Here is a 24343-nt window from a genome sequence, read left to right as displayed (position 1 = left end):
CTAATTTATCTTTTTCTTTAAATTCAGAAGCTGTTGCGGATCATTTGTAATAATGCCATCAACACCAAACCTTAACATTTTCTCCATTGATTCTATACTATCAACTGTCCAAGGAAATAGCTTAACATTGTTTAATTTACACCCTTTCACAACCTCCGGAATTATATTAAAGTAAAAAGGATGAAGTGAGTAAGCATGCATTCTATTTGCTATATACCATGGCTCCACCAGACCGCATTCATATAAAAGACCAATGTTTAACCTCGGCTCAATCTCTTTCACAATCTTTACACTGTAATGATTAAATGATGATATAACCACCCTATCCTCAAAATTATAATCAAATATACAATTTATTAATTTTTCTTCGATTCCCGGATATAAGATTATTCCACTTTTTATCTCTATATTTAATAAGACATCTTTATTTTTTAAAAGTTCTAAAACCTCTGGTAAAGTAGGAATTTTTTCACCAGCAAATCTTTTGCTGAACTTTATACCTGCGCTTAACCTTTTTAGTTCACTTAATGTATAATCTTTGACATATCCTATTCCATCAGTAGTTCTGTCAACTCTCTCATCATGTATAACAACCAAATGACCATCTTTGCTAAGCTGAACATCAAGCTCAATGCCATCCGAACCGATTTCAACAGCTCTTTTGAATGACGATAGTGTATTTTCCGGTGCATTCTTGGAATCTCCACGATGTGCTATAACTAGCGTTTCAGGCATAATATCAATCTCCTTAATCATAAATTTTTGCACAATAGGTCTTGTCTTTGCAATGCAAAAAAGCAATATATACGCCTTTGTCATTTTCTCCTAAAATATCATGTTTAAAAAATCCTATTGAGATATTTTTACCTTTTTCTATGCTGGACATATTTTTCGCCATAGGCAAATTATGCTGCAACCATTCATCGTCATGCAATAATGACTTTACACTGTCGGGTATTTTCTGATACACATCTTTTAAACAGTTAGGATAAGCTTTGTTGTTTGTTGAGAACATGTAATCATACCTTAGATAATCTTTTATCAACATAGAATCTATTCTTTTAGAAACAGCAAACTTATACATTATGTCGTATAAATCATTTAAAGAATGTCTTCTGTTAAATAAATTGTAACTCTCCCAATAATCGTACATCGATTTATATAAGTCAAATGGTGCATCATAAAAGCTTAATAAGAAATTCAATGTTTTATTAAACCTTCCAGAGTTGTAATATTTATCTACCAAAAAAGCTATACTTTTTAATTCGTGAAGTTCATAATACGACATTGTACTTGTCTTTAAAACCTCATATGGTGCATCACTCCTAAACTCTATACCATATTTATCTTTATATTTCCTTAAGTTCGTTCCTTTCAAAAGCTTTAAAAATCCCAACTGAATCTCATCAGGATTTAATTTGTATACGTCATTAAAAGAATCTGCAACCGAATCAAAGCTGTCGCCCGGCAGTCCCGCAATCAAATCTACATGTACCTTTATACCGGCATCCACAATAAGTTTTATACCGTTTAGCGCACTCTCCACATCTGGGTTTCTTGATACATTTATAAGCGTGCTTTTATTTGTCGTTTGAATGCCAACTTCAAATTGAATCCTATCCTCTATACCTTTTAAGCTGTCTATAAATTCCTTATTGATTAATTCAGGATTAACTTCACAGTGAAATACTGTATCGCCTTTCAATTCTCTTATTATGTTCAGTATCTCTATCGCCCTCTTTATGTTGCTGTCGAAAGACCTATCAATAAGCTTTACAATCTTTGCACCCATTTTTGATAGTGCATTCAAATCCACCTTTACTTTTTCAATGCTTGCGTATCTTAGCTTATTGTCTAACGATGACAGGCAATACGAACACCTAAAAGGGCAGCCCCTTGATGTCTCATAGTATACAAGTCTATCTGAAATTTCTTCATCAGAGTAAGGAAATGGAATATCGTCTAAATTAACATAATCAGCTTTTGCCTTCACTATTATACTTTCATTGGTCCTATAAGCTATACCATCCAAGTCATCTATATTTCCTCCAGTACAAAACCTTGCTAAAAGTTCTTTAAAAGTTATTTCACCCTCACCTAAGACAATAAAATCTATTTGACTAATTTTTAGCAAGTTTTCTGCATCGTAGGATGCTTCCGGCCCACCGAGAACTATGATTATTTCTTTTTTTACTTTTTTTATATATTCACATAGCTTTAAAACCTTTTCTATGTTCCATATATAGCAGGAAAAGCCAACCACATCAGGCATCTTCTTTAATATTTCGTACAATATGTAATCAGTGTCATCATTTATAGTCATTTCTAATATCTCTATCTCCATTGGCTTACAGTACCACTTGATATTTCTTATAGCCAAATTTGTATGATAGTATTTAGCATTTAGCCCAACCAATACTGTCTTCATTTCTACACCTCTAAAAATAATCTAATATAATTATAGCATAGGAAAATCCAAATAAAGCAATAAAATAATTTAATTTTCGATAACGCATATAATATAATATAATCACAGTAATCTTTGAAGAAGGGATGGATAATATTGAGCGTAAAGTTTAACAAAATATGGCTTTTGCTAACTTTTATAGCATTGTTATTTTCTTCATTATACCTATATTACATATTATCACCAAACACTGTTTCACCTGATGTTTACAAGTTTTTTTCTCATTACACAGTAGAAAAATCTATACCATATCACAAAGAAAGTAGGATAATAAATATCATTTCGTTTTTAGTCCAATTGATATTTCTATTATGGTTCGTCTTTGGAGGATTTGCTTTGCGACTTTCAAAAGCGTGTGAAAAGCTTAGTGGAAGAAATTACTATTTAGGTATTTTCATTTTCTTTCTCGTGTTGTGGACAATCTTAAAAGTTTTATCATTGCCTTTCAGCTTATATTTGTTTAAGCTGCAGGTAAAATGGGGGTTCTCAGTACAAACGCTTCAATCTTGGTGGATCGATTATATAAAAAGCTCAGCCATCGACATTGTACTTTCTGGAATTGGAATAATATTATTATTTTTTGCACTAAACAAATGGAATATGACTTGGTGGATATTAGCATCTGTTTTTCTTACAGCCATGCTTTTCTTGCAAAATTTTATATGGCCCTCATTTATCGCTCCTATGTTTAATAAATTTACACCTGTTACTGACCCTGTTATTTTAAATATGGTAAATGATATATCAAAAAACGCAGGAATAAAAATTGACAGGGTTGAAGAAATGGATGCCAGCAGAAGAACTACACTTGCAAATGCATATTTCTACGGTTTCGGCAGTACAAGCAGAATCGTTCTTTACGACACATTATTAAAAAAATACCCTCAAGATGAGATAAAAGCTGTAATAGCGCACGAAGCCGCTCACTGGAAAGAAAATCACGTTTTAAAAAGCATTTTAATAGGTTCAATAGGAATTTTCACAATGCTTTTTATATTTGACATTTTGCTAAAAACTAGTGTAACACAAACACGCAGCAACAAGTACGGACCTTTTGTCATATCCTTACTTTATCTATTTCTGCTTTTGATTAACTTTGATACAAATCCAATTCAAAATTATATCTCTCGGCAAATGGAACGACAGGCAGATCTGCTTTCAGTACAGTATCTGCACAATAAAGATATCGTCATTAAGCTTCAAGTTGACCTTGCAGAAAAAAGCTTATCTGACATTGAACCGTCAAAATTTATAGAGTGGTTTTCTTACACCCATCCCAGCACTATAAATAGAATAAGAGCCATCGAAAAGTCAAATCTATAAAGTAAAATAAGGATGATGACCATCCTTATTTTACTTTAATTAAAATTTACAGCATGCTTAACAGTTTATTAATGATATTTTGAAAAAACTGAAGAATTACCTTTATTATGGATTTTGATTCAGGATTTTTATTTACAAAGTCTTTAAATGATGTAGTAAGATTTTCAAGTCCGCTTTTGACTTTATCCCAATTTATATTGGCATTTTGTAATTTTCGAAGCAGTGAAACGAGGCTACTTATTTCGTCTTGCGTTAAAGTTATTCCTAGACTATTTGCAGTATTTTGTATTAAGCTTCTAAGCTCTGCATCAGAAAGTTTCCCTGTCTGCTTAGACATCTCTTCTTTAAGCCTTTTTAAAAGCTCTACTGCCTTTTCTTTATCACCAATCTTATCGCCAATCTGCCCAGTAGTTACCATCTCTTCATTTGCAATCTTTTTGACATCATCGCTTATGGGTTTTCCAGTTGCATCTTCAAATGCCTTTATTATGCCAGTGAGTGCCGCCGTCCCAGACACGGGATACGGTGCAGAAACTTCAATGTCTGCATCTTCTACACCTGCTGTTATCAAAGCGTTTTTAAACATATCATCAGTAACCCATGTTATATTATGTGTAGTTACGCTTAAACCCGAACCTTTTGCTTTAAATGTAATTAATGATGATGAAATAGCCTTAGACCCTATTACATTTGCAGGCAAGCTATCGCCTAAGTATTTGTGTTCCTCCTGATTTGTCACTTCTACTATGTGTATGTTATTAATATCGCTAACATTAAAATCTCTCAACATCTGATCTCTCTGGTCCTTAGTGAGATCATGGCCGAAAGTAACGTACTGTGTACCCGGGCTTGTATCTGCAAATGCAATAGTAAAAACTGTTGTAAAAACTAATAATATCGTTACTGTGATTTTAAGGTGCTTCATAAATTTCAACATCAGCTACATCTCCTCCTAAATTTTATTTCCCTAAAATTATAATCATTTTATTTATTTTTTTCAAATTTAATCTAAAACAATCCACTCTGATTTATACTTTTCTCCTTTGCCATTATCTATACTTTTGAGCTCTGAATACTACAGCCGCCAATTATCAAAGCAATCATGAGAATTAATAAACATATTTTTAATTTATTCATAATAGATTCTTTTTTTATAATTTTTGCAGTTTCATATTAAATGCATTTTCTAACAAACTCAATAAATGCAAACTCCATATTCCTTGTTATATCTTTATTTATCACGTTCCATAAATCAAACCCTTGAAGTTGACTTTCTGTAATTGTGCCGATCCTCCAGAAAGCCACACCTTTAAGTCCATGCATTCTTACAAGTTTTAGTTTCAAATCTATACTGTCGCTGTTTTCAAACCATATTGTATGTTCTACCCCATTTTCATTGTATATATATCTTTTCATCAAATCTGTAAGGTTGACCACCGAACTTATTGATTACCTCGTCCAATGTAAGCGATTGAGCTTCTGTATCGCCAGCCCAATCATATCCATAAAAATCTATTCCGAGCAAAGCTTTATCCGCCGGTATACCATTATTTAATGCAAAATTTATTACATCATCTACCCACCAATACGGCGCAATAGGACCCGCATCTGTTGACGAATTGCGATAGTCATACGCCATAAGTATAACACTGTCAGATATACTTCCAATAGCTTTAAGATCATATCCTTGATACCATGTTGTGTACGTTGTTATCGGAGGCACTACAACTGACAATTTTAAATTATTTTTATTTGCCATTGTCCTCAAATCCTTTAAAAATAGTATAAAATTATCTTTATCAGCACTTTCTAATCCCTCAAAGTCTATGTTTACTCCATCATAATTATATTTTAATGCAGTTTCGATAATGTTGTTTTCAAGATTGGCACGCTTGACATTATCTTTTAATATAGGGCTTACTACAGCTCTATCACCCATTATCATTGCCGAAAGTTTAGTTCCGCTTTTATCAGCTATTTTTCTAACTTCTTCATACCCATTTGGCAATAACAGCTTTATACTCCCATCTTGACTTACAACAAACCAATATGCTGATGCTTCATTAAAATCCCCGGCTCTCCTTTTAAATTGTGGATACGACCTAACTGCATAAAAGCCAAGTATGTAGCACTTATATGGATCTGTAGAAATATTTACAGTATAAGTACTTTCATCCCAATTGACATCCGCACCAAGTGCTTCGGATATAAACCTTAAAGGTACCATTGTCCTTCCATTAGCTATAAATGGTGCTTCATTAAGACTCTTTTTGATTCCATTTATGTATGGCATTAGCATCACCTATAGTAAGCTTGACACTTTCCTTTCCTCTAATGCCCGTTACAGTCTGTTTACTTGCATCATAGTCAACGCTGGCACCAAGTTTTTCAAATATATCCCTATATGGCACCATTGTACTGCCATTTTTAACGACAGCGCTCTGTGTAAAATTCACCAACTGTCCATCTATTTGGCTGTGCATACGTACTGGTTGAATGAAAAATTAGCAATGTTAGACAGATAAATGTCAATAGTATAGTATTTTTAAAATACCTCACACCTACCCCCTCCCTTAAAAAACAAACTTCATTTTTTTTAGAACGTAAACAATCATACATTTTCTTCATCATTATTGTGAACCATAATTATACATCGTTTATAAATAATTTATTAAATTTAATATTACAATTTGGTAACAATTCCAATTACAAAAATAAAAAAGTTAAAAATTCTGCGGATATTTTGCATAAATTGGCTGAGTATTTTTTATATCTATACCAAGTTTTTTTACACTCTTTTACTAAGACTAATACGAAAAGGCAGAAGCCGTTTTTATACTAATTGTGCTTCTGCCTCTTCATGTTCTATTTTTGAAGAAATAAAACAAATTCTCATACAGATAAAGTTTAAAATGGTCATAAAATAAATTTTGAAGTTTATTTACCGTCAGGAGTTGCCAATACAAAATCTACTTCTCTCTTGTCGACATTTGCCCCAACAACTTTCACATACACTACATCACCTATAGAGAATTTTCTCTTCGTTCTTTCTCCTATCAACGTATATGTTTCATCATCATAATGATAGTAGTCATCATCTAGTGTATCTATGTCGACCAATCCTTCTACAGTATTGTCTAGCTCTACAAAAAATCCGTAATTGGTGACATTAGCAATTATAGCCTTATATACATTTCCAATTCTTTCTTTCATGTACTCTACTTTCTTCAAATCTTCTATCTCTTTCTCTGCTGAATCTGCCGCTCTTTCCCTTTCTGAAGATTTTAATGAAATATCATTTAATATTTTGTTATAATGTTCCTGCCGTTTCTCATTCAATTTGCCATGGATATTCTCTTTAATAATCCTATGGATTATCAGATCAGGATACCTTCTTATAGGTGATGTAAAGTGAGTATAATACTGCGTTGCAAGTGCATAGTGGCCTAAATCCTCTGGGCTATATCTAGCTCTCTTGAGGGATCTTAATAAAAGCGTCTCTACGACCCTTTGTTCATTCTTCCCTCTCACCTGTTTTATAAGTTCTTGTAAAGCTTTTGGATGTATTTCATCTCCTCCAATGCCTTTTATGTGATAACCAAGATTGTGTATAAATTTATTAAATGCCATCAACTTTTCCATATCAGGATGCTCATGAACTCTATACACAAATGGCACGTTAATCCAATGCATGTGTTCGGCAACTGTCTCATTTGCAACAAGCATAAATTCCTCAATAATCCTATGCGCTATATTCCTTTCAACTTTTACAATATCGGTGGGTTTTCCATTTTCATCAACAATTATTTTTGCTTCTTCAAAATCAAAGTCTACACTGCCGCGTCTTTTTCTTCTTTCTAACAATATGTTTGCCAAATCTCTCATATTATTAAAATCCTCTACTAAATCTCTATAACGCTCTTTTAATTCATCATCATTTCCTTCTAAAATTTTGTATACATTAGTATACGTCATTCTTTTTTTGCTTCGTATTACACTTTCAAATATATCATGGTCAATAACATTACCATCTCTATTTATCTTCATTTTGACTGTAAGTGTCAATCTATCCTCTGATGGATTGAGGCTGCAAATTCCATTTGATAATCTCTGAGGTAACATTGGTATAACTCTATCTACGAAATATACACTACAACCTCTATTTAAAGCTTCTTTATCAAGTTCCGAACCTTCTTTTACGTAATGACTGATATCTGCAATGCTAACATAAAGTATATAATCACCGCTTTTTAGTTTTTCTACTGCTACAGCATCATCAAGATCCTTGGCATCTTCACCATCTATTGTCACAATATTCAGGTGGCGCAAATCTGTCCTTCCTGATATTTCTTCACTGGATATTTTTTCTTCGATATTTTCTGATTCTCTTATCACTTTCTGAGGAAATTCTTCTGGTATATTGTATGAGCGAATCACTGACAGTACATCTACTCCAGGATCATTTTTCCTGCCTAAAATCTCAACTATTTTTCCTTCAGGACTTCTCCTTTTTTCTGGCCATTTAGTTATTTTAACTACCACTTTCATGCCATCTTCGGCATTCATGGTATCAGCTTTTGAAATAAATACATCTTGTGTGATGCTCCTATCATCGGGAACTACAAAGCCAAAGTTGCGACTTTTTTCAAAAGTGCCAACTATAGTAGAATTAGCCCTCTTGAGTATTTTTACAACTTCGCCTTCCCACTTTTTACCTTCAACTTTTTTTATCACCCGAACTAATACAATATCATTTTGCATTGCACTGTTTAAATTGTCCTTAGAAATAAATATATCCTTAATGTTTTCATTTTCTGGTATCAAAAAAGCAAAACCCCTTGATGTGGCATCTATTTTGCCTTTTATTATATCAAGCCTTTCTGATAAAGCATACTTTTCATTTTTTGTTTTATATATTGTCCCATCTTTCTCCAAATCCTTTAATAGATCCTCAACAATGCCTTTTTGACTATAATCCACATCAAGCATTTTCAAAATATTATCAATCTTAGAAGGTTTATAATTTTCGTCATTAAAAAGCTCTAATAATTTATATTTAAAATTCATACCGATTCCTCTCAATCCATTAAAATTAAGTATTAATAATTGAAATAAATACATGCCAAATTTCTTACATAATTAATTTTCCAATATCTATTATAATTATAACATCTACCATGAGAAATATTGAAGAAAAACTATAAAATAATTTTCATTTTTCACTTTTGTTTTAACCTTTGTATTAATTTAATCGCTTGAGATCTATATTTATATTTATATTTTTCTGGCAGCAGAGTATCTCCATATGCTAACTCTTGCAAGGCTTTTATCGCATTATCAATACCTATTTTTCTGATAGCAAACTCGTCTGCTCGTTGCTGACACTTCTGTTCGATTTGTATAAAAATTATTAATATTAAACAAATTACAGATACCGCTGCAATAATCATCGTCCAAAAAGTATAATGTAATTTTCCAATAAAATGTAAATAATCAACAATTAATACAGAAATATAAACAACCCACGGGAAAATTACAGGCGAAAAAAAATTTCTCATTATATTATTATAATGATCCTCAATATGACCTTTTTCATGAGCTATTACATAACTTAAAATGTTTTGATTTTTAGATATAAAGGAATTAACAAAAATTTTTCCCTTATGCGCCATCCCCAGCGGACAACCTTGCAAAAAAGGCATTATAGGACTTTCATAGACAGCATAATTACCATCATTTAAAATCAGTTTACTAAATACAACAGCAGATGAGTTTTTATAATTTAATGTAGAAAATACATATGGTCCAATAAAATAAAAATAAAATAATATTATACTGGTATCAAATATTATATGTCCTGCAAATTTTTCAGGCATACCTAACAGTATCAAAACAGTTGCAATATAATCATAAAGTTTTATTATTCCAATTGGTGCAATAATCATCAATACTAAACCTATTATCATAATAATTATTGTTTTTATATATTCGACTTTTTTTATAGGCTCTGTATTTTCAATAAATAAGTGACTCATGTCTATTGGTATGCAAATTTTCTTTAAGCCTGATAATACAATTATATTTCTTTTAATCTTCTGATTCTTTGAACCTTGAAGAAGAAAATTAAGTGTTGTCCATGTATTTGTATAATAATACTCTACTTTCTTGCAGATTGGACGCATTTTAACCGGTTTTAATTTAGGTAATCCCGACGCTAAGATATTTATAAATAAACTAAATATAAAAAATAAAAGATATCTTGAAAAATTAGTATGTAAGAATCCTTGTTCCAGTGGTGTTAATAATGCAAAAACTTCTACCCCAGAAAAACACCAAGATATAAGAGCGGCGCGGACTATCCACGCCGCTAATTCTGCTAATTTTTATCTATAAGGATATTACTTAAACTCATATTAATTCAGGATACAATTTCACCTGCATAAATATTACATTACATAAACCTGTTATTTACTTAACATATATATTCTATTAAAATACAAAAAATCCTTCAAAAAGTTAAAGGAATAAATCAATTATATGAAATAATTTTTACAAAGTAATTAAAGAGTTATAAGCAACATTTTTTAAGCTGCTTATAACAGCTATGCTTGATCGCTAACTGATGTTCAGAAACATAAAGCTGAATTTTGATTATATTATAGATATTTTTTGCAACTGAATGACACCATAATACTATCCATCCTTTTTTAACATATGGATTTATATCAAAGTATTTTGCAAATACATTTACCATGGCTTCCATTTCTTTATAAAGAAGATCTCTCACTGTTTTCAGATAATAAAGATATAAACTTTCGCGAAAGCGGCTAAAAGTCCTTTCGCTAAAAGGTTGACTTTTAAAGCTTGTAGTATGAAGTGCATACTGAAAACGGATATAACATAGGATACTTGCTAATAGGTCGGGTCGTCATCTGTAAGGGTTAAACATTTCTTTTAGTATTAGTGATCCAATTATTGCGTTTACTGGGCTGTTTAGACGAGAAGCGGCATTATCGATGTACAATACAGAAAAATATCTCTCATTTATTGCCGAAAATATTATTTCAGCAAAGTCTTTCGCCAGTAAATTTAATACAAACTTTTTTTGCTCTCTCATCCAAGTTTAAAAATTTGTCATCCATTGTGATTTGTTGAAATTCGTTTAATATGAATGCCAACTATATTTCTATTTTACCATAATTCAGTCAGTATTAAGAGTTTCACATGTATAATTGGATAAAAAAATACTTTTGGCACATTAATCAAAGCATTTTAGGTAAAATTAGAGTGTTTAAAAATAATTACTTGATTTTCTTAAGAAAAATTTAATAAAAAATTTATTTTTTTGTAATTTTTAGCAAAATTAATTATGATATAATTACACTAATTAAATAAATATGTAAAAATATGAAAGGATGTGATATGATAAAAATTACCTTATATGTGATTTTTCATTTATATAAGGAAAAAAGAAAAATAATTTTCAGATGAGGAGATGTTTTTTATGTTAAAGAAATTAGTTTTATTACTTCTAGTTGTTACGCTTCTTACAGTTTCTACCTTTAGTTTAGTTTTTGCTATGGATAGCACTGTAGATAAAAATGTTGAAGCACAAATAAAGAACATTTCAAATTACGGTGAATTTATGATTTGGAATGGAGAAAAAATAAGTGAAAGAATAAATTTATATAATTCGGACGAACAATTATCCGCTTACCTTTATAATATATTGCATGGTAACAAAATAATTGGATATGTCATTGTAGACCCTAAAACTGATAAAATTGTTGAATATGCTCTTGGCCAATCACCATATTCAGACTATCTTTCTGAATATATAAAAGCTAAATCAGACAAATTTAATAATAAGAAAATAACATTATTGTATGATGGACCATCAAACTATGGTGTAGCCGCAGAAGATGAAAAATCAAAATCCAAAGAAATATTTGATTTTACATATGATAGTAGTGTAAAATTAAGTGTAGATACAACTAAGGATGCAAAAAATTTATTAAAAACAAAAAACATTACAACTAGTGTAACCGCGTTATCATCTGGTAAAATACTTTATAATGTTGGAATAGAACAAGTTGTTGGAAATAGATCTTGTGGACCAGTAGCAGCTTATAATTTATTGTACTTCTGGGCGCATAATGGTTATCCTAAATTAATAACAGGTAATGCAGATAATGATATAGCACAACTTACAAAAGATATGGGAACAACAGCCGGTGCAACACCTTTTTTATGGTATAAAAATGGATTAAATCAATATACAAATAGAGTTTACTATGGTCAGTTTTATACTGGGGACCTTGTAACAAGTTATGACTCAATTAAAAATGAAGTAAATAATAATAGACCAGGTACTGTACTTTATTTATTACACCCATATTACGGCAGTCATTATGTAGTATTTATGGGTTATACAACAAATTATTGGTATGTTGTTCATTATGGTTGGAATACCAATGATGTATATAGAGATTTTAATTATGATAAATCCTATATTAGTAATCTTGCATATACAATATGGGGTATGTAAATGTAATCACTAAATAAAATTGATATTATAAACTTAGATTCAGCAGAAAGATTGAACTATTTAATAAAATTAAATATATAAAATAATATTTGATCTGGATTTTTTACTTGCTGAATCTAAGTAAACATTATTTATACTATTGATATTACTGCAAAAAGTAATTTTATAGCAAATCCAAGCTGCAAAATAGTAGCTGAATACGAACCAGTTTTGAAGCCTAATATGTTGTTTGAGGCATTCAGAGCTAAGCCACCATGGAATAAATCGCAAGTCGAAGCGTTACTGATTAAAGATGTGTTCCAGAAAATGACTTTTTACAGTAAAATTATTATTAGGCTTGTTAAAATTCTAAGACCAGCTAGTAAAAGTCAATAGGTTTTAGAAAGAAATTTAAACTTTTTTACGTTGCAAAAAAGGGTATAGCAAACAAACTCAATTAAGAGCCGAACTTTGAAAACTTAATAGAGTTAATAGTTATTTCCAAGCATAATGCAGAAGTTTAAGCAGCTTTATGAATGTTCTGATATTGTAGTTTGTGTTCATCAGGTGTCTTTAATACAAAAGGCTTATTATCCCTTAGAACAGCAAATACAATGTCTGAAATCTTGTGCATAATTGCTCCAAGAGCTACTTTTTTAGGTTTGGATTCCTTCTTTTTCTGGTAATAATCATAAAGTACAGGATTTATTGCTATGCCATTTCTTTTTACTCTTACAGAAGCTAAAGCAATGGCATAAAGAACACGCCTAGCAATTTTAGAACCTCTTTTGGACATTTTATTGTCAGTACCTTTAAAATGTCCAGATTCATTAACAGAAGGATCTACACCAAAATATGCAAAAAGCTGCTTGGGTTTGCTAAATGCTGAAAAATCGCCTATCTCACACATAAGAGTAACCGCTGAAAGAAAACCAACACCAGGTATAGAATCGAGGTAATAAATTTGTTGTACAAATTTCTCAGACTTATTTTTATCCACAAATGCCTTGATTGCAGATAATATCAGGTTAATCTTTTTATCAAATTCTTCTATGAAATAAATATACATTTTTAGTACATCATAGACAGAAGACAAATTATACCTGAAATTTAAGGCGTTTTTAGCAGATTTAAATAACTTATCATACTTAGCTTTAGCGTAATTTAAGCCTTTTCTTGATAACAATGAGATAAGTTCAATAATTTCATCAGGTTGAGCATTTATAACATCTTCTGGTGTTGGGAATCTTTTTAACACAGAAATAGCTGTAATTCCAGTAATATCAGAGAAAACCTTGCAGAAGCCAGGAAAAACAATATGCAATTGAGCTTTAAGTTTATTCACATAAGAAGTACGATTATCGGCAAGGCTATAGTACTCTCTGCATAAACATCTAAGATTTAAAATTAATTCAGTAGGCATAACAGAAAGCTTAGTGTCAGGCGAATAACCAATAGCAGCAATACGTTTTGCATCAAATCTATCATTTTTCACTTTTCTTATACCAATATTTTTGTTAGAATTAGTAATGAGAGGATTAATAACAAAAACCTCAAATCCTAATTCTTTTAGGTGGCAGAAGAGTGGGAAATGGTAGATTCCCGTAGACTCCAGAAATATCTTAGATTTCATGGAGAATTGCTCTTCTGCCTTTTTAATTGTCAGAACAGCGTTCTTTAGAGAATCAGCATTATCGTGTTCAACCTTAAATGGCTTTTTAAACTCCTTTCCATCAGGTGTCAAGATGCAAAACCAGCTAAAATCAGCTGCAACATCAATACCAACACTAATATAATTAGGCAAAAAATTCATTAAACAACAACTCCTTTAAGTAAAAGTGAATAAGAGTATCCATTCTATTTAGTGAGTAAACAACTTAGCATGTGACGCGGGTATCCCGAAAAGCCGGTCCCAACCAGCCAAAACATTAATCCTCACTAAATGGAAAAATTAGCTTAATCACAGGTATAGACCATAAAGATGATCTCCCAGGGGGTGGTACATCTATCCTCTATTCAGAGAAGATTGTACACAAAGTTAAAGCTTAAGTCTATACCGGCTTAAAGGATATCCCAAATTATTTATTTAAAAGCAGCTTAAATGACTTTTAAGATGTGACATATAAAGTCATTTAAGACAAGATATGCATAATATGGGAGTTAAGTATTAGAATAAATCCGAACATAGAAAGGCTATGTTAAATTATTGTTCGGTGTATTAACTCCCGATTTGATATAAATCATGTAACTTTGTTACAAATATATTATACTAGGAGGGTATTATTATAAAAAAGAAATACAAAATACTGTTATTATTTATTTTAATAACCTGTTTTTTTATATTGCTTTTTTTAAGGCAAATACAAGCAATTTCTATAGTTATTTATGAAGGACATACAGTTAAAATTACCTCTTTACATTTTAATAATATTGGTAGACCATTAACTGTAGTAAATGCTATTGACAATAAAGGTAATAAAAATATTTATTTTATAAATCAAATTCATTTTTTTAATCCACATTTAGAATATATTGTTAACTCAAAAGATGGTATTTCAAGAGAAGATGCAATATCAATTGTAAATAATAATAAGTTATGCGACGATATTTGGAAAATAGAGTTGAAACACGAAACAACAGAAAATCCTAGAAAAGAATTAGTTTATTGGGAGATATTAACAAATAAACACAGCTCATATCCAATGATTTTTATTGATTTTTATACCGGGAAGTATAAAGTTATAGATAAAAGAGGTAAGATAATAAAAAGCAATATGTAAAATATGAGTTAAGTATCATAAGCAGCATTTTTTAAGCTGATTATAACAGCTATGCTTGATCGCTAACTGATGTTCAGAAACATAAAGCTGAATTTTGATTTTATTATAGATATTTTTTGCAACTAAATGACACCATAATACTGTCCATCCTTTTTTACAGACGGATTTATATCAAAGTATTTTGCAAATACATTTACCATGGTTTCCATTTCTTTATAAAAAAGGTCTCTGCCAGCTTCCAGATAATAAAGATATAAACTTTCGCGAAAGCGGCTAAAAGTTCTGTCGTTCATCCATTTAATATGAATTCCATCAATATTTCTATAAGTCTATATTAATTAAAAGTTTTACATGTATAATCGGATCAAAAATACTTTTAACACACTTACTATTTTTATACAAATTTTAAAGGCTGCCAGCACACATATGCAAGCAGCCTCAAAGATTAAACCATATTTCTATGCTATTTATTTTTCATCCTTTATTGCAGCTTGTGCAGCAGCGAGTCTTGCAATTGGCACTCTGTATGGTGAACATGATACATAGTCAAGACCTGCTTTATGGCAGAATTCAATTGACGATGGATCTCCGCCATGTTCTCCGCATATGCCTACACTTAAATCAGGTCTCGTTTGTCTACCTAATTTTGTACCCATTTCAACAAGCTTGCCTACACCATTTTGATCAAGCTTTGCAAATGGATCAAAGTCGTATATCTTCTTGTCATAGTATGATTCTAAGAATTTACCTGCATCATCTCTTGAGAATGCAAATGTAAGCTGTGTCAAGTCATTTGTACCAAATGAGAAGAACTCAGCTTCTTTTGCAATTTCATCTGCTGTAAGAGCAGCTCTAGGTACTTCAATCATTGTTCCAACTTGGTACTTAAGATTAGCATTCTTCTCTTTCAATACTTCATCGGCAGTTTTTACTATAATCTCTTTTACATATTTCATTTCTTTTATATCGCCAATGAGAGGTATCATTATTTGTGGTTCAATATTAATACCAAGTTTATTGGATACATTTATTGCTGCCTCAATTATAGCTCTTGTCTGCATCTCAGCTATTTCTGGATACTTAACAGCAAGTCTGCATCCTCTAAATCCAAGCATTGGATTAAACTCTTTAAGACTTTCTACAGTAGCCTTCAAATCTTCAAATGCCATTCCCATTTCGTTTGCCAAAGCTTTTATATCTTCATCCTCATGAGGCAAGAATTCATGTAGTGGTGGATCAAGAAGACGTATTGTTACAGGATGTTCTCCCATAGCCTCAAACAATCCTTCAAAGTCAGACCTTTGCATTGGAAGAAGCTTGTTCAAAGCATTTCTTCTTTGCTCCTCAGTCTTTGATACAATCATTTCTCTCATTGCAGGTATTCTGTCTTCAGCAAAGAACATGTGCTCTGTTCTGCAAAGACCTATTCCTTCAGCACCAAAGTTTACTGCAACTTTTGCATCTCTTGGAATGTCGGCATTAGCTTTTACTTTTAATTTCCTATATCTATCTGCCCAGCTCATCAGTGTCGCAAAATTACCTGTTAATGAAGGTGGTACAGTTTTAATTTCGCCGAGGTACACGTTACCTGTACTACCGTCTATCGATATGTAATCTCCTTCTTTTATAACAATATCGCCAATTTTCATAACTTTTTCATTTTCATCAATCAAGGCAACACTGCAACCAGCAACACAGCATGTTCCCATACCTCTTGCAACAACTGCAGCATGTGACGTCATACCACCACGACCAGTTAAAATACCTTGTGCGGCAGCCATACCTTCGATATCTTCAGGAGATGTTTCCATTCTTACAAGTACGACTTTCTCACCTCTGCCTCTAGTAGCTTCAACTGCATCATCAGCAGTAAAATATACCTTTCCTGCAGCAGCACCAGGTGATGCTGGTAAGCCCTTTGCAATAGGTTTAGCAGCTTTTAATGCACTTGCATCAAATGTTGGATGTAACAATTGGTCAAGTTGCTTTGGCTCAACTCTCAATACAGCTTCTTTTTCATCAATAAGACCTTCTTTAACTAAATCAATAGCAACTTTTAAAGCTGCCTGTGCTGTTCTTTTGCCGTTTCTTGTCTGAAGCATATAAAGTTTGGATTTTTCGATCGTAAACTCAATATCTTGCATATCCCTATAATGATTTTCAAGTTTATTGGCTATATCAGCAAATTGATTGTAAACATCTGGCATAACATCTTTTAATGTTGATATTGGCTGTGGTGTTCTAATACCTGCAACAACATCCTCACCTTGTGCATTCATTAAGAATTCACCGAATAATGCTTTTTCACCTGTTGCAGGATTTCTTGTGAACGCAACACCTGTACCAGAATCATTGCCCATATTACCAAATACCATTGTTTGAACATTTACGGCTGTACCCCAGTCACCAGGTATATCATTTAACCTTCTGTATACAATTGCTCTTGGGTTATCCCATGATCTAAATACGGCTTTAACAGCTTCAAGAAGCTGAACCTTTGGATCTTGTGGGAAATCAACACCCATCTCTTTTTTGTACAATTCTTTATATCTCTTTACAACTTCTTTTAAATTTTCTGCATTTAGATCTGTATCGTATTTAGCGCCATTTTCTTCTTTTACAGCATCAAGGATTGCTTCAAATTTATTCTTATCAATGCCCATAACAACATCAGAGAACATTTGAATAAATCTTCTATAGCTATCAAAAGCAAACCTCTCGTTATTTGTAGCTTCAGCGAGTCCTATAACTGTATCATCGTTTAATCCAAGATTTAAGATCGTATCCATCATTCCAGGCATAGAAACTCTTGCACCTGAACGCACTGAAACTAATAACGGGTTCTTTTTATCGCCAAATTTTTTGTTATTTATTTGTTCGAGAATAGCCATATGTTTGTAAATTTCTTCTACAATATCATCAGATATCTTTTTGCCATCCTCATAATATTTAGTACAAGCTTCTGTCGTTACAGTAAATCCTTGTGGTACTGGTAAACCAAGATTAGTCATTTCAGCAAGGTTTGCCCCTTTTCCACCGAGCAAATTTCTCATAGATGCGTTACCTTCACTAAATAAATAGACATACTTCTTTGCCATTTATAGTCCTCCTTTATTAATTTTATTTAATATTATACTTGCCGTTTCTTCAACAGCTTTATTGGTTACATCAATAACTGTACAATCTAATTTTTGCATCACCTCCTTAGCATAATTAAGTTCTTTAATTATTCTATCTTTAGCAGCATAAACTGCATTAGAATCTAATCCAAGGGATTTTAATCTTTCCTTACGTATTTCTATTAAATTATCAATATTTATCATTAACCCAAATATTTTATTGTGATCTATTTCAAATAATTCCTTTGGTGGATCAACTTCAGGAACAAGCGGAAAATTTGCAGCTTTAATGTATTTATGTGCAAGGTACATACATAAAGGAGTCTTTGAAGTCCTAGATACACCTAATATCACCACATCAGCCAACAATATACCGTTAGCATCTTTTCCATCATCGTGCTTTACAGCGAATTCAATTGCGTCCATCTTTTTAAAATAGTCCTCATCCAATTTCCTCTTAGGAAAGAACAAATCAGAAGGTGGTATACCAGTAGTACCTTCTATAGCATCCATAATCGGTCCCATCACATCTACTATGCGCAAATTAAACTGCTGGGCTTTCTTAAGTAGGTGCTTTTTAAGCTCATCAACTACCATCGTATGTATTATAAGACTATTTTTGTTATTTGATGCATCAATAGCTATTTCATCAATTTGATTTTTATCTCCAACATAAGGAAATTTTTTTATCTGACTTATATTGGTACCAAATCTAGAAGCGGCTATTGCCGCAACATGTTCTGCTGTATCTATATTAGAATCCGAAACGAGATAAATAACAACATTTTCATCCACAATAATTTTAGCCTCCTAAAAATAAGCTAATACCATATCAGTCATGTGGGACAATTTCATTCCCATACGAATAACAGTTTTTAGATTAACGTTTTCTAATGGTTTACAACTACCCTTTTTAAATAAAATTAATTACAATAATGTCCAATAATATTATAACATAAAATATAAAAAAAACCAGGCAATAGCCCGATTTTTTTTATATTTTTAATTTTGATTCTAAGTATAGTTTTACTTCGTTAATTTTTAATCTTACTTGTTGCATAGTATCCCTATCTCTTATCGTTACAGACTCATCATTTAACGAATCAAAATCATACGTAATACAGTAAGGTGTCCCAATCTCATCTTGACGCCTGTATCGTTTCCCTATACTCCCAGTTTCATCATAATCGACAACAAATTCTTTCCTTAGATCGTCATACAATTTATAAGCATTGTCACCAAGTTTTTTAGACAACGGGAGAACAGCCGCCTTTATCGGTGCAAGCATAGGATGTAATTTCAATACAACCCTTGTATCATTTTCACCAACTTCTTCTTCATTATATGCATCTATTAAAAACGCCAAAGCTACTCTGTCTGCGCCAACAGACGGTTCTATACAATATGGTATGTATTTTTCATTTGTATTCGGATCGAAATAAGTTAAATCAGCTCCAGAATGCTCCATATGTCGTTTTAAGTCAAAATCTGTTCTGTCCGCTATGCCCCATAGCTCTCCCCAACCGAATGGAAATCTGTATTCTATATCTGTAGTCGCATTGCTGTAATGGGAAAGCTCTTCTTTGCTATGATCTCTAAACCTTAAATTTTCCTTTTTCAAGCCTAAATTTAATAACCAATTCATACAAAATTCTTTCCAATATTTAAACCATTCTATGTCTTCACCAGGTTTGCAGAAGAACTCCAACTCCATCTGTTCAAATTCTCTCGTCCTAAATGTAAAATTTCCCGGAGTGATTTCATTTCTAAAAGATTTGCCAATTTGCCCTATTCCAAAAGGGATTTTCTTTCTTGTTGTTCTTAATACATTTTTAAAATTTACAAATATTCCTTGTGCTGTTTCTGGTCTTAAATATATTTCTGACTTGGAATCTTCTGTAACTCCCTGAAATGTTTTAAACATCAAATTGAACTTTCTTATATCGGTAAAATTGTGTGAACCACAAACAGGACAAGGTACATTATTATCATCAATGAATTTTTTTAGTTTTTCATCAGACCAACCATCTACAATAGTTTCATTGCCCTGCTCTTTTAAATAATCCTCAACAAGTTTATCAGCACGAAATCTTGACTTACACTCTTTACAGTCCATCAAAGGATCGCTGAATCCCCCTACATGTCCAGACGCTACCCATGTTTCCGGATTCATCAATATTGCACAGTCAAGGCCTACATTATATTGACTTTCTTGAACAAATTTTGACCACCAGGCCTTCTTTACGTTATTCTTAAATTCTACTCCAAGTGGCCCATAATCCCAAGTATTTGCAAGGCCACCATATATTTCAGACCCTGGGAATACAAATCCGCGATTCTTTGCAAGTGATACTATTTTTTCCATTGTCACCTCAAAAGCCATATATAAACACTCCTTTTTATGTATAAACAAAACCCTTTTTCCTATACGGCAAAAAGGGTTAAAGCTCAATTTATTTTAGAATATCAAATAGTTTAATATATGTCAATATAAGATTACAATTTTATTCGTCCTTTTTCTTTTCTTCCTTTAATACTGTAATTTCTTTATTTGGTCTTTCAATTTCAATAGTGCAATTAGTAACGATTGCTAATGCGGCACCAACAAGTGTCAACTGTGGTATTATGATCGCTGATATTGCACCAGCAGTTACGGGTATATCGAGTACTACATTGTCATCTTTTTTAATTCTAATTTTTGTAACATTCCCTTTTTTAACAATTTCTTTCACTTTGTCAATAACTTCTGAACCAGCAACAGATATGTTTTCTGTCCAATTTTTCTTATTGTCTTCAAGGTAAATCAAAGCATCAACAACATTGCCATTACTTTTTTCTAAGGCTTCTTTAGCCTCTTTGTAACTCACACCAGCTCTTGCAACAATTTGGTCTATTTTTTCAAGTTCCTCATTCATTTTATCATCTCCTTACATATTTTTAATTTTTTCCAAAAGATTTTTGGATTGAAAATTTTTTTCAAAATGTACATTAACATATTCAGTTATTATTTTGTCCAATTCTTCAATTGTATGATTAGGAATTTTAATTTTATCTAAACTGTGAAAACCATATTTAAGCAAATATCTCAACACATTTAGTGTGTCTCTTTTTATATATAATATGTCATTTGATATATTCCTGCAATTATTGCATAAAACGCCGCCAATAGATGGTGAAAAAAAATTGATGTTATCCTTTCTGCCACAAGAGGTACAGTTATTTACCTCTGGCAAATACCCCATAAATGTAACAAATCTTAAAACATATAATATTGTTAAAATATCAGGGTTCGTCGCATCTTTTTCAAGTAAAATTAAGGCATATTTAAGAAGATTATATATATTTATATTTTTCTCTTCCTCTTGCAGTAATTTATATACCATGTCAACATAATATGATGCATACGATAATTTTAGTATGTCATCTTCAAATTTAATAAATGTGTGAATAAGTTCCCACTGGTCAATATAGTAATAATTTTGTCCTTCAAATAATACATAATACCCTATGCAAAAAGGATGCGATGCACCTAAAAATCTGCTTTTTGAATTTCTCGCCCCTTTTGCTAAGGCTTGTACTTTTCCATTTGATTTTGTAAAGAGTGTAACAATTTTGTCTGTTTCACCGATTAAACTGCTTTTCAGAACAATAGATTCAGTCTTTATAAATCTCATACTAATTTTGCCCTTTTAAGTTTATTTTTTTCCTTTGTTATACGTTCGTAATCTTTATAAATCATAAAATATTCAATTTTACCTGTCTTTCTAAAAAGGTTCCAAATAAGATGTAGAATCATATTGTTACCATCCCTTTACAATTTGTATACCAGAACTTGTTCCTATCCTATTTGCACCTGCCTTAATCATTTCCCTTGCGACTTCAGCTGTCCTAACCCCTCCAGAAGCTTTTACACCGAAATCATCTCCAACCGCTTTTCTCATAAGTTGTACATCGTGTATAGTTGCACCGCCGCTTCCAAAGCCTGTTGAAGTCTTTACAAAATCTGCACCGGCTTTAACTGTTATCTCACATGCTTTAATTTTCTCATCATCATTTAAATAACAGGTTTCAAGTATTACTTTTACAATAATATTTTTCATTGATTTTGCTTCATGTGTTACTGTTTCAATTTCATTTTTTATATAATCATAATCACCGCTTTTCAGTTTACCAACATTTAAAACCATATCTATTTCTTGTGCCCCATTTAAAATTGCATCTTTTGCTTCAAATACTTTTGACTTAATTGTATTAGCTCCAAGTGGAAAGCCAATTACTGTGCACACCTTTACACTGCTATTTTCAAGAATATCATTGGCGTATTTCACATAGCAAGGATTTATACAAACTGAGGCAAAATTATACTCTTTTGCTTCTTCACATAATTTTTTTATATCAACATCTTTTGCATCAGGCTTTAGTAATGTATGATCAATCATTTTAGCAATTTCCATTGGAATTTCACCTTCCTTACTTATAATTTAACATTAATTAACTGCTTTTGTCAATCACATATCCAAAATTTCTTAATACACTTAAATTATCTCTCCATCCCTTTTTCACTTTGACCCATAAATCTAAATATATTTTTTGACCAAAAAGACTCTCTAATTCGTTTCTTGCACTACTACCAATTCTTCTTAGCATTTGACCGTTTTTCCCTATAATTATTGCTTTATGCGATTCTTTTTCACAGTAAATAAATGCCTCAATATTTAGAATATCTTTGTTTTCTCTTTCAATCATTGTATTTACTTCCACATACACACCATGTGGTACTTCATCTTCAAGGTAATTGAGTATCTTTTCTCTAATAATCTCAGCAACAATAAATTTCTCGGGTCTATCTGTTATATAATCATCCGGAAAATACTTAGGACCATCAGGAAGATAAGATATAATCGTATGCTTTAATAGATCAATATTCTTATTTTTTAATGCAGATATAGGTATTATATCTTTAAAATTATACTGCGCCTTAAATTCATTTATCGTTTTATCAATAACTTCATATGGGGCTATATCAATTTTATTTATTACAAGTATTATCGGTGTAGTTATTGTCTTTAAATTCTCAATAATATATTTGTCACCTGGGCCTACCTCAGCATCAGGCTCTGCCATATATATTATTAAATCTACTTCAGTTAATGTCTTTTTTACCGATTCTATCATGAATTCACTTAATTTGTGCTTTGGTTTATGTATTCCAGGTGTATCAATAAAAATAACTTGATAGTCATCACCTGTTAAAATACCTTGAATAGTATTTCTAGTTGTCTGGGGCTTGTCCGACGTAATTGCAATTTTCTCTTGTATTAAGACATTTAATAATGTTGATTTGCCAACATTCGTTCTTCCAATCAAAGCAGCAAATCCTGATTTATACACCATTTTATCACCTCAAAATATTGTTTCATTTTTTATTTTACAATTTGAAAAAACAATACTGTTATTAATATGCCAATTACTGCACCAATTGCAACTTGAAATGTTGAGTGTATATGTCCTTCTACTCTGCTCTGCGCAACCATAAGTGCCATAATAAAAGTTATAGTAGATACAAGAATGTTTTTAGATATAAAAGTTGATGCTGTTGCAAGGCAAAAAGCAATAGCACTATGCCCACTCGGAAGTCCACCTCTTAATGGTGTACCACCGCCATAATGGGCTTTTAAAATAATAGTAAGCAGCATGACAATTATAAGAGCTGTAAATGTAACATGCGCTGGAGAATTTCTTAATCTTGTTAGTAATATATTTGTCCATGGGTTTATTCTTTTAAAAAAAAGAATATATGCAACAAATATTGCATTTAGCGCTGCAATCAATACGGCTCCTGCCGCGACATTTTTTGCAATTTTTGCAAGTACATGGTATTCTTCAGTCATCATGTCAACAACGGCTTCGATAGCAGTATTAATCATTTCCGCCATAATTACAAGTGTAATAGTAGCCATTATAGCTATCATCTCAAGTTTGCTAAAATTATAAAATAAGCTCAAAATTAAAACTATTATTGCCGCAGCAAAATGAATTTTCATATTTTTTTCAGTTTTAAAAGTATATATTATTCCTTCAATTGCAAAATTAAAGCTGTCTATCAATTTTCTAATTCCCAAGTTTG

The 24343-nt window shown here is 31.7% G+C and carries 21 protein-coding genes; 3 read left to right on the top strand and 18 right to left on the bottom strand.

What is annotated here, in order from left to right:
- Nucleotides 1-735: a glycerophosphodiester phosphodiesterase gene (locus CPG45_RS14880; RefSeq protein WP_096233649.1), complete on the bottom strand. Its 735-nt coding sequence runs from the start codon at nucleotides 733-735 to the stop codon at nucleotides 1-3.
- A gap of 13 nt (nucleotides 736-748) precedes the next feature.
- Complete coding sequence (locus tag CPG45_RS14875) at nucleotides 749-2428, bottom strand: B12-binding domain-containing radical SAM protein (RefSeq protein ID WP_096232793.1); 1680 nt, start codon at nucleotides 2426-2428, stop codon at nucleotides 749-751.
- Nucleotides 2429-2563: 135 nt separating this feature from the next.
- Between CPG45_RS14875 and CPG45_RS14870 the strand changes: the two genes are divergently transcribed.
- Nucleotides 2564-3790 carry a M48 family metallopeptidase gene (locus tag CPG45_RS14870; protein ID WP_096232791.1) on the top strand — a complete coding sequence of 409 codons (1227 nt, stop codon included), beginning with the start codon at nucleotides 2564-2566 and terminating at the stop codon, nucleotides 3788-3790.
- Nucleotides 3791-3836: 46 nt separating this feature from the next.
- Here the strand turns inward: CPG45_RS14870 and CPG45_RS14865 are convergent, their stop codons facing one another.
- The 6 genes from CPG45_RS14865 to CPG45_RS14850 all read right to left on the bottom strand — a co-directional run bounded on the left by CPG45_RS14865 (nucleotide 3837) and on the right by CPG45_RS14850 (nucleotide 9735).
- Nucleotides 3837-4727, bottom strand: coding sequence for a DUF1002 domain-containing protein (locus CPG45_RS14865; RefSeq protein WP_096232789.1), 891 nt, complete (start codon nucleotides 4725-4727; stop codon nucleotides 3837-3839).
- Nucleotides 4728-4963: 236 nt separating this feature from the next.
- A complete protein-coding gene (locus CPG45_RS17775) occupies nucleotides 4964-5209 on the bottom strand; it encodes a hypothetical protein (protein WP_231968860.1) in 246 nt (81 codons plus the stop codon).
- Nucleotides 5184-6083, bottom strand: coding sequence for a glycosyl hydrolase family 18 protein (locus tag CPG45_RS17770; RefSeq protein WP_255405080.1), 900 nt, complete (start codon nucleotides 6081-6083; stop codon nucleotides 5184-5186). Before CPG45_RS17770 ends, CPG45_RS17775 begins: the two co-directional genes overlap by 26 nt.
- Nucleotides 6049-6246: a copper amine oxidase N-terminal domain-containing protein gene (locus CPG45_RS17765; RefSeq protein WP_255405079.1), complete on the bottom strand. Its 198-nt coding sequence runs from the start codon at nucleotides 6244-6246 to the stop codon at nucleotides 6049-6051. Before CPG45_RS17765 ends, CPG45_RS17770 begins: the two co-directional genes overlap by 35 nt.
- Nucleotides 6247-6727: 481 nt before the next feature.
- A complete protein-coding gene (gene rnr / locus CPG45_RS14855) occupies nucleotides 6728-8857 on the bottom strand; it encodes a ribonuclease R (protein WP_096232787.1) in 2130 nt (709 codons plus the stop codon).
- A gap of 152 nt (nucleotides 8858-9009) precedes the next feature.
- A complete protein-coding gene (locus CPG45_RS14850) occupies nucleotides 9010-9735 on the bottom strand; it encodes a M48 family metalloprotease (protein ID WP_172856589.1) in 726 nt (241 codons plus the stop codon).
- A 1559-nt stretch (nucleotides 9736-11294) separates the two neighbouring features.
- Between CPG45_RS14850 and CPG45_RS14840 the strand changes: the two genes are divergently transcribed.
- The gene (locus CPG45_RS14840; RefSeq protein WP_096232783.1) at nucleotides 11295-12338 is read left to right on the top strand and encodes a C39 family peptidase; all 1044 of its coding nucleotides are present in this window, start codon (nucleotides 11295-11297) and stop codon (nucleotides 12336-12338) included.
- 499 nt (nucleotides 12339-12837) lie between these two features.
- Here the strand turns inward: CPG45_RS14840 and CPG45_RS14835 are convergent, their stop codons facing one another.
- The gene (locus CPG45_RS14835; protein ID WP_096232781.1) at nucleotides 12838-14130 is read right to left on the bottom strand and encodes an IS110 family RNA-guided transposase; all 1293 of its coding nucleotides are present in this window, start codon (nucleotides 14128-14130) and stop codon (nucleotides 12838-12840) included.
- A 529-nt stretch (nucleotides 14131-14659) separates the two neighbouring features.
- On the opposite strand from CPG45_RS14835, the gene CPG45_RS14830 reads away from it, so the two are divergent.
- Nucleotides 14660-15097 carry a PepSY domain-containing protein gene (locus tag CPG45_RS14830; RefSeq protein WP_096232779.1) on the top strand — a complete coding sequence of 146 codons (438 nt, stop codon included), beginning with the start codon at nucleotides 14660-14662 and terminating at the stop codon, nucleotides 15095-15097.
- Nucleotides 15098-15564: 467 nt separating this feature from the next.
- Here CPG45_RS14830 and ppdK read toward each other — a convergent pair whose 3' ends face one another.
- The 9 genes from ppdK to CPG45_RS14790 form a co-directional block, all read right to left on the bottom strand.
- Nucleotides 15565-18195, bottom strand: coding sequence for a pyruvate, phosphate dikinase (gene ppdK / locus CPG45_RS14825; protein WP_096232777.1), 2631 nt, complete (start codon nucleotides 18193-18195; stop codon nucleotides 15565-15567).
- On the bottom strand, nucleotides 18196-19011 hold the full coding sequence (locus tag CPG45_RS14820) for a pyruvate, water dikinase regulatory protein (RefSeq protein ID WP_096232774.1): 816 nt from the start codon (nucleotides 19009-19011) through the stop codon (nucleotides 18196-18198).
- A gap of 199 nt (nucleotides 19012-19210) precedes the next feature.
- Nucleotides 19211-20599, bottom strand: coding sequence for a glycine--tRNA ligase (locus tag CPG45_RS14815; protein WP_096232771.1), 1389 nt, complete (start codon nucleotides 20597-20599; stop codon nucleotides 19211-19213).
- Nucleotides 20600-20720: 121 nt separating this feature from the next.
- A complete protein-coding gene (locus CPG45_RS14810) occupies nucleotides 20721-21131 on the bottom strand; it encodes a DUF4342 domain-containing protein (RefSeq protein ID WP_096232769.1) in 411 nt (136 codons plus the stop codon).
- A 12-nt stretch (nucleotides 21132-21143) separates the two neighbouring features.
- A complete protein-coding gene (recO, locus tag CPG45_RS14805; RefSeq protein WP_096232767.1) occupies nucleotides 21144-21890 on the bottom strand; it encodes a DNA repair protein RecO in 747 nt (248 codons plus the stop codon).
- Nucleotides 21887-22012: a hypothetical protein gene (locus CPG45_RS18005; protein ID WP_255405078.1), complete on the bottom strand. Its 126-nt coding sequence runs from the start codon at nucleotides 22010-22012 to the stop codon at nucleotides 21887-21889. Before CPG45_RS18005 ends, recO begins: the two co-directional genes overlap by 4 nt.
- 4 nt (nucleotides 22013-22016) lie before the next feature.
- On the bottom strand, nucleotides 22017-22670 hold the full coding sequence (deoC, locus tag CPG45_RS14800) for a deoxyribose-phosphate aldolase (protein ID WP_096232765.1): 654 nt from the start codon (nucleotides 22668-22670) through the stop codon (nucleotides 22017-22019).
- 37 nt (nucleotides 22671-22707) lie between these two features.
- The gene (gene era / locus CPG45_RS14795; protein ID WP_096232763.1) at nucleotides 22708-23610 is read right to left on the bottom strand and encodes a GTPase Era; all 903 of its coding nucleotides are present in this window, start codon (nucleotides 23608-23610) and stop codon (nucleotides 22708-22710) included.
- A gap of 29 nt (nucleotides 23611-23639) precedes the next feature.
- Complete coding sequence (locus tag CPG45_RS14790; RefSeq protein ID WP_096232761.1) at nucleotides 23640-24338, bottom strand: diacylglycerol kinase; 699 nt, start codon at nucleotides 24336-24338, stop codon at nucleotides 23640-23642.
- Nucleotides 24339-24343: the final 5 nt, after the last annotated feature.

The organism is Thermoanaerobacterium sp. RBIITD, assembly GCF_900205865.1.
Taxonomy (GTDB): domain Bacteria; phylum Bacillota; class Thermoanaerobacteria; order Thermoanaerobacterales; family Thermoanaerobacteraceae; genus Thermoanaerobacterium.
The sequence above is the reverse complement of the archived record's forward strand: the minus strand, read 5'-3'. Positions and strand labels throughout refer to the sequence as shown.